The organism is Algoriphagus lacus (genome assembly GCF_003583985.1).
Classification (GTDB): Bacteria; Bacteroidota; Bacteroidia; order Cytophagales; family Cyclobacteriaceae; genus Algoriphagus; species Algoriphagus lacus.
In genome coordinates this window covers 14,655-27,324 of the sequence record NZ_QXML01000005.1, presented here as the reverse complement: position 1 = coordinate 27,324, position 12,670 = coordinate 14,655, and the positions used below count along the sequence as shown (strand labels likewise).

The window sequence follows — 12,670 nt, the reverse complement described above, 5'->3', positions numbered from 1 at the left end:
AGTGATTTCGGTTATTTCTTGATCGTAAAAAAGAAAGTACTGCCTTGGCCGGGAATCGATTCTACCCAGATTTTCCCACTATGGAATTCTACAATTTTCTTGCATATGGCTAAGCCGATTCCTGATCCTGAAAATTGTTCTTTTTGATGGAGTCGTTGAAAAATGATGAATATTTTATCCTTGAATTCAGGTTCGATTCCAATTCCATTATCCCGTACTTGGAATTCCCATTCCGTGGGAAGCTCGGTGGCTTCAATCCAGATTTCAGGTTTTTGGCCCTCAGGCTGATACTTCAGTCCATTGGAAATCAGGTTTTGGAAAAGCTGAATCATGGAATTGGAATGGGCGACTACTTTTGGGAGATTTCCAATGTGGATTATTGCATTTTTATCCTTTATTGACTTTTTGTTGAGCTGAGTAACCTCCAGCAGAAGATCATTCAAGTCTATTTCTTTCTTGGATTCTGTGATGTTACCCAATCTTGAAAATTCCAATAAATCCAGAATGATCTCTCTCATTCGCTTAGCGCCATCCACAGCAAAATGAATGTATTGGAGTCCTTTCTCATCCAGAATATCCTGGTATTTTTTTTCGATTAGACCAAGAAAGCTTGAAATCATCCGAAGGGGTTCCTGCAAATCGTGGGAAGCAACGTAGGCAAATTGCTCAAGCTCCTTATTTGAGATCTCGAGTTCCCGATTAGATTTCGCCAAGTCCTCATTGAGCTTTTTCAATGACTCCTCATACTCCTTCCGTTGGGTGATGTCCTGAATAGCCCCCACCAAACGGATGGGTTTTCCTTCTTTGTCACGAATGACAGAACCTTTGTCGGTTACATAGGCGAATGAGCCGTCCTGTCTTTGAAATCGATAATCACATTCAAAATAACTCGAATCAGGGCTGCTTAGAAGCTTATTGAGGATCATTTTGACGGACTCCAAATCCTCCGGGTGAACCCTTTTTTCCCAGTTTTTGGAAGATTTACCCTCCTTGGATGCATTAATTCCAAATAGTTTTTGGAATCCCTCTCCCCAGAAATGCTCCTCGGTTTCCAAATTCCAATCCCAAATCGCGTCATTGGAAGCTTCTGAGATTATGGCAAACCGTTCATTTGATTCAGCTAATTGATTAGCCGTATTTCTGCGTTCGGTAATGTCTTTGATAATGGCTGAAAGGCCACCATTAGCCGGATAAATAGTTACTTCCAACCAAGCCTTTAACCAATTATCAAAGGTCTCAAAATACTGGGCTACATTTTCCTTGAGCGCCTTTTCATAGGCTGATGTAAATTGGTCATTTACTACATCCACAAAGTCCCAAATGCTCTTCCCAAGAATTTCTTCTTTTTTAATTCCGGTAAGTTTTTCAATTACATTATTCCAATAAGTGACCTTGTAATTCTTGTCTAAAGCATAAAAAGAATCTCCGATACTTTCCAGAAGGGAATTTCTGGATTCAAAAGCATTCTGGATTTCATCCAAATTCTTCTTTCGTTCAATAGCAAAGGCTAGGTTTGTCCCGATAACCTGCAAAAAATTCAGTTCATCCTCCGACCAAATCCTGTCACTCTGATAATCTTCAAATCCAAGATGTGCAAACAATTCATCACCCTGGAAAATCGGGACTATAAGAATCGATTTGATGTTTTGTTCCTCCAGGAATTGCCGAGTGTGATCAGATGCATCCTTGGTAAGGATGGAAAATGGTTTATGCTTTGAGCCTTCATTCAAAAAAGCCAGGTGTTGCTCAAGTGGAATTTCCGGGTTACCAGATTTATGGGATTCAACAGGGCCTTTGGCCTTTGTCCATTCATGGATGAGTTTTGCGAAAAATTGGTTGCTAGAGTTTTGCTGGATTTTAAGCAGATATGCCCGATCTGTTTCCACGCTTTCCCCCATGATTTTGAGGGTAGGTTCCAAAATTTCCTGCCAATCCTCAGTTTCCAAAAGTGAGGCAATAATCTGCGAAGTAGCTGCAATGAGCCGGGTCTTTTTTAGAATCTGTAGCTCTTTTTCTTTTTCTTGAGTGATGTCTTGCAAAGCTCCGACCATCCGGATGGGTTTTCCTTCCGAATCCCTAATTATTACCGTGTTTTCTTTTACATAAGCGTAAGTTCCGTCAAACTTTTGGAACCGATATTCTCCTGTCCATCGATGGGTTTCTTTGGTATTTCTTGCTTCTTGGATAGAAAGCCAGGTTTCTTCCAGATCCGCAGGATGGATTTTGGTTTGCCAGAGATCCTCGGAAACATTTTCGACTTCCTCCGGGTATCCAAAAAGCCGATGGTATCCTTTTCCCCAGAAGATGTTGTTTTTCTTGATGTCCCAATCCCAGATTGCATCTGATACGGCCTGTGTGGCCAAATGAAAGCGCTCATTGCTAGTCCGAAGGGAATGCTCTGCCCAATACCGATCTGTCTCATCTATCACCGTTGAAATCATCAGATCCTGTTCGGGAAGTGGGATGTTTTTCGCAGTGATAATCCGTTCTTCACCGGTTTGGGTAGTGATTGGAATATTTTTCCAAATCATCCGCTCAGGATCACCACTTTGTATATCTGCAATGATTTGGCCTGTAATAAATCCCCTATATTCCTTATTGGGATAGATTTTATCGAAAAAAGTATCAACATCCTTTAAAACCTCAGTCGGCCAACCGTAAATCTCCCCAAAGGCGGGATTTATGTAAGTTGCCTCACCGGAACTCATTTTATTGACGGCAATACCCATTGGAAGATTTTCCAATGCGTACTCAATAAACTTATTACGATCCCAAAGTACTTTTTCAATCGATTTTTCTTGGGTGATATCCTGAACCGTACCTCTAAAAGAGGTATTGCCAGTGACAGGATCGGTTTCCAAACCTCCGATTTCATGAACAAATTTGATTTCACCGGAGCTTAATAGAATCCGATGAACCGCATTTAAAGGTGCTATTCCAGCCAGAGCGTTGTGATGATGAATTAAAAAATCCCCTTGATCTTCGGGGTGTATTGTACTTAAAAACAATTCAAAATTGGGATTGAATTGGGATTTGTCAATTCCCCAAATTTGGAATACTTCGTCAGACCAATAGATTTTTTCAGTTTTGATGTCAAATTCCCAGTAACCTAGCTTTCCTATTTTTTGGGCAAGATTCAGTCTCTTAACCAACTCATCTGTGCGGATTTCCTCTTCCTTTCGCTGAGTGATATCCTGTGAATAGCAGGCTATAGCAATGATTTCACCTTCTTCAAAAATGGGTTTGAAGGCAATTTCCATGTAGCCACCCTTTTTGAGCAACGTTACTTTTCGGGTGATGGAAAATGATTCACCTCCTATTGCCCGATCATACCATGCTTTCCATTCTAAAATAAAACTCTGTGGTAATGGGGTTTCAAAAACTAAATTCTCACCAGGTTTTGGTTCCCATTCTGCTATTTCTTTCATCGTATCGATGAAATGTTGATTTGCAGTAATCAGATTATAGTCTTTGTCCAGTGTCCAAATCGTGTATGGAGAACTATTAAGGATTATGGACAGGTTTTGTCTTTCTGATCTAAGTTTTTCCTTAGTATGGACCATTGGAGTGATATCCCTGCCTACCAGAAAAACGGTTTGGGATCTTGGGTCAAATACCGAGGACCAGCTAAAATGAATTAGCCAACCATCCGGATGGCTAGACCTGTTTTTGAATTCATTTACAGGCTCGTTTTTGATGATTTTCTCCCAAAATTCCCTGGTGACTTCCAAATCGGCTGAATAGACAAAATCAAAAATTGATTTTCCGAGCATTTCATTTGCCGGATAGCCTAAGACCTGTTGGCTAGACTGGGATACCTTTTTGAATTTGCCATCCAAGTCGGTTATTAAAATTAAGTCTTGGGTGGTGTGGAAGAGATTTTCTATCTCATTGATCGACTGTTGGAGTGCTTCCTCTTTAAGTTTTTCTTCGGTAATGTCTTTGAAAACGCCGAAAAGGCGAACCGGTCTTCCCTCGGGACCCAGTTCAACAATTCCTTCAGAAATAACGTGGCGGATTTCTCCACTAGGTCTGATGATCCTCTTTTCTACTTTGTAGGGAGATCCGGTTTCAAAAGATTTTTGATAGGATGCCGTGGCTCTTTCCCTGTCTTCCGGGTGGATAGTTGAAAGTCCAAGTTCAGTTGTGCCAGTTGTGATGGCTGGATTAAGCCCTAAAATCCTATAAAATTGGTCAGACCAAGTATTTTTCCCGGTCACCAAATCCACTTCCCAATGGCCTATATTAGCCAATGCTTCTATTTTTCTTAGGAGCTCTTTGGTTTCCTCCAGGATTTTGGATCCAGGTTCATCTAGTTGGTTTTCTTTTGAATTGGGATTAGTACCCATACCGGGAGGGATTATGTCCGAAGGAATTTAGCTTTTTTGAGGGTTTTACCCTACAAAGTGCATTGTTCTGTAAACCTACAGCCTTACAACCTCCCCGGTCTTAACAGACTCATCACAGGCAAAGGCGATTTTAAGACTGTTTAGTGCATCATCCAAATGATCAGTCAAGTCAATATTTTCACGAATTGCCTTTAGAAAATAGCGCTGCTCACGGTTGCAAAGCTCCTGATGGTCGGGTTCATCAGCCATGTCGATCCATTCGTCTTTTCGAGTAAAATGGTTTTTGTCATCAATATCAGCATAATGGACACGGATGGATTCGGTCTTGGTATGGCTGTCCACGTTGTCCGATTTGCCGGCGGCACCGGCATCTTTGGCCACAATAGAAACTGCACCTTTTGGGCCAAAGACATCTTTCACAAAAAAGGCTGTTTCCGAGATCATCGGTCCCCAACCTGCCTCATACCATCCCACCGATCCGTCTTCAAACCGGATCTGGAGTTGACCGTAATTGTAATTGTCTTTGGCGATGTCCTCAGTCAACCGAGCGCCAATGGCAGAAACCCAAACTGGCTTGGAGCGGGTCATCTGGCACATTACATCGATGTAGTGGACGCCACAATCCACAATCGGGCTCAAGGATTTAAGTAAATTTCGATGGACGTCCCACATGAACCCATGACTTTGCTGGTTGAGGTTCATTCGCATCACCAAGGGTTTACCCATTTTCTGTGCTTCTTCAATAAATCGCATCCAGGAGGGGTGGTGCCTCAGGATGTATCCCACCACTACTTTTTTACCGGTTTGCTGAGCCTTAGCAATTATTTTTTCACAGCCAGCGATGGAATCGGCCAGCGGCTTTTCGATGAAAATATGGCAACCGGCCTCTAATGCCTTAAGGGCAAATTCCTCATGGGTATCCGGATAAGTGGAAATACAAACTGCATCAGGTTTGGTAGAGGACATTGCCAGATCAAAATCCTCAAACAAGGCATAATTCCCCCCCAGTTTTTTATTCAGTTTTTCCTTGCTTTCACCTCTGGCCACCAGGCCACAGATTTCAAATTCAGGCATGTGATGATAAGCTGTGGCATGTGAAGCTCCCATATTGCCGCAGCCCACGATGAGGATCCGAATAGGTTTCATTGATCAGAATTATTGATGAGTTTGTTGAGTTCAGTTTGACTTAGGAATATAATTTCAATATCGAGCGAGATCGGAGTTTTGGGTTCGTCCTTATCGCTTCGTGTCACATTGACAATTTGATCCACGATGTCCATGCCCTTAATTACCTGTCCGAAAATCGTGTAATCTCCGTCAAGCCGGGGAATTCCATTCGGATTTTGAACGATGTAGAACTGACATCTTGCAGATAGTTTTCCAGGGTTGTCATCCCTTCCAGCTCCCACAGCGCCATAGACGTGTTTAAGTTTGGGGTGAAATTCTGGTTCCAGCAGGTATTCTGGATCCTTGAATCCTTCCGGGGTATCCGGACATCCTCCCTGGGCTACAAAATTTGGGATTACCCGATTAAAAGTAAGTGAATCCCAGTAGCCAGCTTGGGCTAATTCAATAAAGCTTTCCCGGTGACGGGGTGTCCGTTCATCCAAACTGATAAGAATGTCTCCCATAGGTGTCTTGATTTGACCTACTGGAATTTTCTCCTCAAAAGCTGGGGAGAAAAGGAAAAGAATCAAAAATAGGATTTGAATCATGGAAGTGACTGGATGGATTTATTTAAAGGGCAGTTAATATACATAATTCATGAGCTTGTTTAAATCTTCAGGAAATCCCAGAGGTGCATAAATCCGAATCAATTTTTTGTACGTTGTTTTGGGAAAAATCTAAAAATGTCACAGGAAAGCCCATTGCAAAATCAGGAAGTTGATTTTTTACCGCCAGTTCCAGAAAATGAAATGAAGCGCATTTTGGCGCTTAGTGAGTTTGACCTGGATTATTCGGATTTGGACAAAACATTTGCTGATCTAACAAAACTTGCCGCAAAGGTGGCAGGTACTTCCATTTCGTTAATCAATCTTATTGATTCATTTACCCAATGGAGTGCTTCTACTTATGGAATTGAACTTCAACAAATGCCAAGAGAAGAATCGGTTTGCCAATACACCATACTGGAAGAAAACTCAGGCGGATTTGAAGTACAGGATTTATCCAAGGATGAGCGATTTAAAGATCGATCTTATGTGACTGATGAGCCACATCTGAGATACTATTATGGAGTCCCGCTAAAGGTCGATGAAGACCTTTCCTTGGGAGCCCTTTGTGTCTTGCATGAGGATTTTAAAAACCTGAGTGCTGAAAAGAAAGAAATGCTTGAAATCATAGCAGGGGAGGTGGTAAATCGGATCAAAATTCAATTTGCTGTAGCTAACCTCAAGAAGAAAGTACAGGAAACCACAACTATCAAAAATCGGGTGGCTCATGACATCCGAGGTCCAATCGGTGGAATTATAGGGTTGGCTGAAATCATCCAGATGCAAGGGGACCAAAACAAGCTGGAAGAAGTTCTCGATTTCATAGCGCTAATTCGAAAAAGCGGAAAGTCAGTTTTGGAGTTGGCAGATGAAATTCTCTCACAGAACTTTGATTCAAAGGGGGCTACCAAGAGAATTCCAAAGGATCACGAATTCACCCTATTGACGCTTCAAACAAAGATTCAGGACATGTTTAATCCTCAGGCGATCAACAAAAAAGTGACTTTAGAGGTAGAAGCCAGTCCTTCTAATCCTGAGATTCCATTTCCCAAGAATAAAATTCTCCAGATACTGGGTAATCTGATTTCCAATTCCCTCAAGTTTACTCCAAATGGCGGGATGGTTAAAGTAATCCTTGATTTGGAGGTTTTGGATCAGGAAAAAATCCTCAATCTAAAAGTGATAGACAGCGGGGTTGGTATCTCTTCGGAAAAAATTGCAGAGATCCTTGAAGGAGGCACTAGTTCCTCTTCAGGTACTTCCGGTGAAAAGGGTTTTGGGTTTGGGTTAAACCTAGTCAATCACCTGGTGAAAAGTCTCAAAGGACGGCTTTTGGTGAAGTCAGAACTTGGAAGTGGTACAGAATTTAATTTGATACTTCCCCTGGCCTGAGCTTAGCTCAGGCTTTTTTCATTTCAGCGCTTGCTTTTTTACTGTTTTCGATCGGGTAAGCGTACATGGAAAGAAAGTTTTTGAGCAATTCTGAATTCTTGGTATCCACTTTTTCATTAAGCCTTTTTTGGAATGCTTCTTTTTCTTCTTTGGTATAGCAGGAGGCAAATTCCTCTTTCCCATGAAGCAAATCATAAGAGATATAATTGCTTGGCCAAAGCTTAAAACCGTTCCAAATTTTCAGGTCTATCAGGGAGGCAAGTTGAGTCAGTTTATCACTCTGAGGGATATCCATTTGTGATATTTCTTTTATTTCCTCGTCCAAAACGCCATTCACCTGAATGTGGATTCGTTTCTTAGTTCCCATAATTCCACGGAGCAAATTGACAAAATCCTCATTTTCGCTTTTGACATACTTTTCATCCCGGGATTTGGCCAAAAGCTCCGGCATCTTCAAAATGTCTGTAGGATCGTATTCGTAAGAAATTGAAACAGGAACTACCCTGATTTTTTCAAAAAAGCCAAAAGGATTTTGACCTTCCTCTGCGAGGGTAAGCATTTTTAGGACTCCTTTTTGGGTGATGTCATTTCCATCTTTTGTTCTTCCTTCCCGTTGGGCCGTCCAGACAGATCTGTTTTCCCTTAAGAGAGATTTATGAATGTATTCTGAAACCAATAATGAACTTTCAAAAAGTGCTCGTCCTGTTAATCCTCTCCGTATGGCAAAGTTTCGGTTGAGACGGGAAAGAATATGGAGAAATGGCTTTTTGATCAGGTTATCTCCAATCGCAGAGGTGGTCATGACCAAACCTTTTTCATAAAGGCAGGCATTCAATAGTGAAGTGTCCAAGATGATATCCCGGTGATTTGATATGAAAAGGTAGGCGGTGTTCGGCTCTAGCGCTTCAAATCCTCCGGTACTAAGTCCATCCGAGCTTTTTTCCAACACTTTCATCAATGCCGGATAGATGAAGTTGATTTGAAAATCCCGAAGCGAGTGTGTGTGTCTCATCAGACCTTTCCAATGAGCAGGATTTTCATTGGGGAATGTGAAATTCATTATGGCTTCCAGCATGGGGTCGTCAATGATCTGACGGATCGCAGCATTTACCTCAGCGTCGTAGTATGGCCTTATCGAATCAAATTTGGACATGGGGTGGGGTTCAAAACTCACGCAAAAAGCAAAAATTAGCTGAATATTTGAAGTTAAATTACCTTTTGCGGAAGGGCGTTGGGTTAATTAATCCCGCTTCAGGTATTTAGAAAAAAACAGCAGGTGTACCGGCAGGGCTTCTGTCCAATAGGGCCAGGTATGTGCCCCCGGGCGTTCAATGTATTCATGGGGAGTGCCGTTTGCAAGTAAGAGTTGATGCATCTGCCGGTTGGTTTCGATCAGGAAATCCTCCACACCACAATCGATAATCAGCGCCAGTCCGTTAGCTTTCATTTTATCCACCAATCCCACCGCTGTAAATGAGTTGAAAGTGGGACCGTCATAATTTAGGTCTGAACCTAACATGGCTTTTTGACCTTCCTGCCTTAATTTTCTGAAGTCATCAGCGACTTTCCACATCCTTGTATCGATGTTCATGACTCCGCTCATGCTTCCTGCAGCCACGAAGAGTTCTGGATGTTTGGCAGAAAGTGTGATTGCCCCGTGTCCTCCCATGGACAAACCGGTGATGGCTCTTGACTCTTTCTTCGCAAGTGTCCGGTAGGTTTGATCAATGTGAGGGATCAATTCTGAAATGATGTAGGTCTCGTATCGGACAGAATCCAGTAGCGGACTGTCGTAGTAATAGCTTGCCGGACCTACCCCTGGAGTGACGATGATTAGGTTGTATTGTTCAGCCAATTTCCCCACCAGGCCAGGATCACTCACTTTCTGATGCCAATCGCTGAAAGACCCGCTGCCACCGTGCAATAAGTAAACAACAGGATAGTTCTGACTGCCGGAGCGATAGGAGGATGGGGTTGTCACTGCGGCTTTCAGGTTCTTCTTCATGGCAGCACTGTAGACTTGAATGGTGTCCACATTGACTTGTGCCAAAGTCAGGAATGGCAAAAAAGCGAGAATTATCAGTAAGGCCTTTTTCATAAGATTTGGAAACCCGGTTGTTTAATGACTTTCAGTTCGAAATGAGAGAAACCACTTGGATTAAAATTGGAAAGTAGTTTCAATTTGACTTTTTGGATTTTGAAAAATAGCAATAAAAGCCAAGTTTAAAGTCTCTGGACTTCCTTCAGTAGATAAAAGCGAAAAGGCAATTTTGTATATTCCAATTCTTAACTCAGTGTGATTCCATGAGGCGATTACAGCAAACTGCTTATTTTCTGATAATCCTGGTTTTAGGCGCTATTTGCATGAAGGAGGGAGCATTTATCCTGGTGCCGATGGTCTGGGGGATTTTTTTCGCATTTGCACTTTATCCGATGTCATCTTGGTTTGAGCGAAAGCGGTTTCCTCGTGGACTGGCTATTTTTGTCAGCATTTTAATGGTCAGTTTGGTAGCCTTTGGAATTCTCTACCTTCTGCTCAATCAAATGGTAGGGCTGATTCGGGAAATCCCGGAAATCGGAGAAAATCTCAAAGAAAAACTCAGTAGGTACTACGACGAAATAGGGCTGCTGCTTGGTCAGGAATTTCTCAATCCTGATCATAAGGCGGACATGTTTTCAATTATGCAGGCAGACAATCTTAATCAGACGCTGTTTTCCACAGGTAAATCCTTGACTTTGGCTGGGATAATTCCACTTTACAGCTTTCTAATCCTGTATTACAAAGATTTTTTCACCGAATTTCTGATTCGATTGTCCTCCAAAAACAAGGAATCGGTACTCAACTGGGCGGCTGATTCGGGTCAGATTATTCAGTCCTACCTCGCCGGAATTATTAGGGTCACTGGAATCGTCGCACTCCTGGCTGGAATTTTCTTTTATCTGATGGGAATCAAATACTTTATCCTATTTGCTTCCTTCATCGCTATTATGAACTTGATTCCCTATGTGGGAGTCTTTATTTCCTCGTTTTTTGTAATCCTTTACGTTTTCCTTACTACAGATTCTTTTATTTATCCTTTTGTCACTTTCGCCACCCTGTGGGGAATTCAGCTCTTTGAAAACAACATTATCACTCCTTTGGTGGTCGGTTCAAAAGTAAAAGTAAATGCCCTGGCCGTGATCCTTGCCATCCTATTAGGTGGATGGCTTTGGGGAATATCAGGCATGGTTTTGTTTATCCCCCTCACTGGCGTATTGAAGATCACCTTGGAGAGAAGCCAGGAGTTAAAACCCTTTGCCTATCTTCTGGGAGATGACGTGCCGGTGAGCGAATCCTCGGAGAATTTTATGAAATTGATTCATCGGAAATATTTCACCAAAAAGACCTGAGAAAAGGAGCACCACTCCAAAGGCTTGAGATCCCAATGGGTATTATCTCTCCAGCTAAAGGGGGAAAAATAGTTATAAATCAAGTCATAAACACATAAAAAAAGGCCTCAGAATGATCTGAAGGCCTTTTTTGTGCGGACGAAAAGATTCGAACTTTCACACCCGAAGGCGCTGCCGCCTGAAGACAGTGCGTCTACCAATTTCGCCACGTCCGCATTGTTCAATTTTTCAATTGATATGCAAATAAAGTAATTCTGAATTATTGAAACCAAAACATGATTCAATAATATTGAAGTTTCCGGGTTGGGATCTTTGATACCTTTGACATCCAATTACTTCCATAAGTCGGTATTTTCAATTCCAACATTCTTGGCAACAAATACAGGGTCTTTCCCTTCTTTCTTTTGCTTTTTGTAGTCTTCCCAGGCCTTAAATGCTGGTTTACGAAGGAGTAAAATGGCAATTATATTCAACCAAGCCATTAGCCCAACCCCAATATCACCCAGTGTCCAAGCAACTTCAGCAGTTTTGACAGATCCGTAAAAAGTTGCTCCCAAAATTGCCACCTGCAGTAATCGAATTGCCCACTTGGAGGATTTATTTCGAGTCAGATAACTAAGATTAGTTTCTGCAATGAAATAGTAGGCCATTATGGTAGTGAACGCAAAAAACAACAATGAAATTGCCACAAAGCCTTTTCCAATTGACGGGAAATGGGTGGCAATAGCATACTGCGTGTATTCTGCACCATAAGGAACGCCCGGAAGATTTTCAACAATAAACCCACCCTCTGGATTTACAACATTAAATTGCCCTGTGAATAAAATCATAAATGCAGTGGCTGTGCATACGAACAGGGTGTCCACATAGACTGAAAAAGCCTGAACCAGCCCTTGGTTTGCCGGGTGCTTAACTTCAGCAGCTGCTGCAGCATGCGGAGCAGTACCCTGCCCAGCTTCATTGGAGTAAATTCCCCGCTTCACTCCCCAGGCTACTGCCATTCCAAAAACCCCGCTGTAGGTAGCCTCAAAATTGAAGGCAGATTTGAAAATTAGGGCGAAAACTGACGGTACCTCGGTAATATTGATAAAAATGATGATCAACGCCATCAGGATATAGGCTAATGCCATAAATGGTACTACCACTTCGGCCACTTTGCTGATTCGCTTAACTCCTCCGAGAATGATTAAAGCCAAAAAGATGGTAATGGCGATACCTGTGTATTCAACAGGAAGGTCAAAGGCATTTTTTGCGCTGAGAGCAATACTGTTACTCTGTACACCCGGGAGAAAAATTACCGTACTCAAGATCGTAGCAAAGGCAAAAATCATTGCGTACCATTTCATTCCAAGCCCTTTTTCGATGTAGTAGGATGGGCCTCCCCGGTATTGTCCATCATTCACTTCTTTGTATATCTGACCAAGAGTGGATTCTATAAATGCAGATGAGGCTCCCAAAAAGGCGATTGCCCACATCCAAAATACGGCACCCGGGCCGCCCATGGCGATGGCTGTGGCAACCCCTGCAATATTACCTGTACCCACACGGCCTGAAATGGCTATTGCAAAAGCTTGAAAAGAGGAAACTCCTTTATCAGATGCCTGCCCACCAAACAACAACCGAATCATTTCCCTGAAATAGGTTACCTGAACAAATTTTAAGGAAAAAGAAAAATAAACTCCAGCTGCCAAACACAGAAAGATTAATGCATTACTCCAGATTATGCCATTGATTGTATCGATTATTTCCTTCATGAATTGTGGTTTGTTTTTATTTAAAAATCAATTTCCTGTCCTTTCGGCTTCAATTTGTTGGTTTAAGCTGGAA

8 protein-coding genes and 1 tRNA gene are annotated in these 12,670 nt (G+C 42.1%); 2 read left to right on the top strand and 7 right to left on the bottom strand.

Annotated features, from left to right (window positions below; all coding sequences use genetic code 11):
- Window positions 1-11: 11 nt before the first annotated feature.
- The 3 genes from D0X99_RS11010 to D0X99_RS11000 form a co-directional block, all read right to left on the bottom strand.
- Window positions 12-4,349 carry a PAS domain-containing protein gene (locus D0X99_RS11010; RefSeq protein WP_119477885.1) on the bottom strand — a complete coding sequence of 1,446 codons (4,338 nt, stop codon included), beginning with the start codon at window positions 4,347-4,349 and terminating at the stop codon, window positions 12-14.
- Between the two features lie 75 nt (window positions 4,350-4,424).
- Complete coding sequence (locus D0X99_RS11005) at window positions 4,425-5,495, bottom strand: Gfo/Idh/MocA family protein (RefSeq protein WP_119477884.1); 1,071 nt, start codon at window positions 5,493-5,495, stop codon at window positions 4,425-4,427.
- On the bottom strand, window positions 5,492-6,064 hold the full coding sequence (locus D0X99_RS11000; protein ID WP_119477883.1) for a peptidylprolyl isomerase: 573 nt from the start codon (window positions 6,062-6,064) through the stop codon (window positions 5,492-5,494). Before D0X99_RS11000 ends, D0X99_RS11005 begins: the two co-directional genes overlap by 4 nt.
- 135 nt (window positions 6,065-6,199) lie before the next feature.
- On the opposite strand from D0X99_RS11000, the gene D0X99_RS10995 reads away from it, so the two are divergent.
- Complete coding sequence (locus D0X99_RS10995; protein WP_119477882.1) at window positions 6,200-7,453, top strand: GAF domain-containing sensor histidine kinase; 1,254 nt, start codon at window positions 6,200-6,202, stop codon at window positions 7,451-7,453.
- 7 nt (window positions 7,454-7,460) lie between these two features.
- On the opposite strand, the gene D0X99_RS10990 is transcribed toward D0X99_RS10995, so the two are convergent.
- Both D0X99_RS10990 and D0X99_RS10985 read right to left on the bottom strand, forming a co-directional pair.
- The gene (locus D0X99_RS10990; RefSeq protein WP_119477881.1) at window positions 7,461-8,606 is read right to left on the bottom strand and encodes a 1-acyl-sn-glycerol-3-phosphate acyltransferase; all 1,146 of its coding nucleotides are present in this window, start codon (window positions 8,604-8,606) and stop codon (window positions 7,461-7,463) included.
- An 87-nt stretch (window positions 8,607-8,693) separates the two neighbouring features.
- Window positions 8,694-9,551 carry an alpha/beta hydrolase gene (locus D0X99_RS10985; RefSeq protein WP_119477880.1) on the bottom strand — a complete coding sequence of 286 codons (858 nt, stop codon included), beginning with the start codon at window positions 9,549-9,551 and terminating at the stop codon, window positions 8,694-8,696.
- A gap of 206 nt (window positions 9,552-9,757) precedes the next feature.
- Between D0X99_RS10985 and D0X99_RS10980 the strand changes: the two genes are divergently transcribed.
- Window positions 9,758-10,843, top strand: a complete 1,086-nt coding sequence (locus D0X99_RS10980) for an AI-2E family transporter (RefSeq protein ID WP_119477879.1) — start codon at window positions 9,758-9,760, stop codon at window positions 10,841-10,843.
- 133 nt (window positions 10,844-10,976) lie between these two features.
- Here D0X99_RS10980 and D0X99_RS10975 read toward each other — a convergent pair.
- Window positions 10,977-11,058, bottom strand: a tRNA-Leu gene (locus D0X99_RS10975).
- Between the two features lie 117 nt (window positions 11,059-11,175).
- Complete coding sequence (locus D0X99_RS10970; protein ID WP_119477878.1) at window positions 11,176-12,597, bottom strand: alanine/glycine:cation symporter family protein; 1,422 nt, start codon at window positions 12,595-12,597, stop codon at window positions 11,176-11,178.
- Between the last annotated feature and the right edge of the window lie 73 nt (window positions 12,598-12,670).

What these genes read in the sequence shown, in the direction of transcription:
- D0X99_RS11005 (WP_119477884.1), bottom strand. Translation starts at nt 5,495, where the DNA reads ATGAAACCTATTCGGATCCTCATCGTGGGCTGCGGCAATATGGGAGCT.
- D0X99_RS11010 (WP_119477885.1), bottom strand. Translation starts at nt 4,349, where the DNA reads ATGGGTACTAATCCCAATTCAAAAGAAAACCAACTAGATGAACCTGGA.
- D0X99_RS10970 (WP_119477878.1), bottom strand. Translation starts at nt 12,597, where the DNA reads ATGAAGGAAATAATCGATACAATCAATGGCATAATCTGGAGTAATGCA.
- D0X99_RS10980 (WP_119477879.1), top strand. Translation starts at nt 9,758, where the DNA reads ATGAGGCGATTACAGCAAACTGCTTATTTTCTGATAATCCTGGTTTTA.
- D0X99_RS10990 (WP_119477881.1), bottom strand. Translation starts at nt 8,606, where the DNA reads ATGTCCAAATTTGATTCGATAAGGCCATACTACGACGCTGAGGTAAAT.
- D0X99_RS10985 (WP_119477880.1), bottom strand. Translation starts at nt 9,551, where the DNA reads ATGAAAAAGGCCTTACTGATAATTCTCGCTTTTTTGCCATTCCTGACT.
- D0X99_RS11000 (WP_119477883.1), bottom strand. Translation starts at nt 6,064, where the DNA reads ATGATTCAAATCCTATTTTTGATTCTTTTCCTTTTCTCCCCAGCTTTT.
- D0X99_RS10995 (WP_119477882.1), top strand. Translation starts at nt 6,200, where the DNA reads ATGTCACAGGAAAGCCCATTGCAAAATCAGGAAGTTGATTTTTTACCG.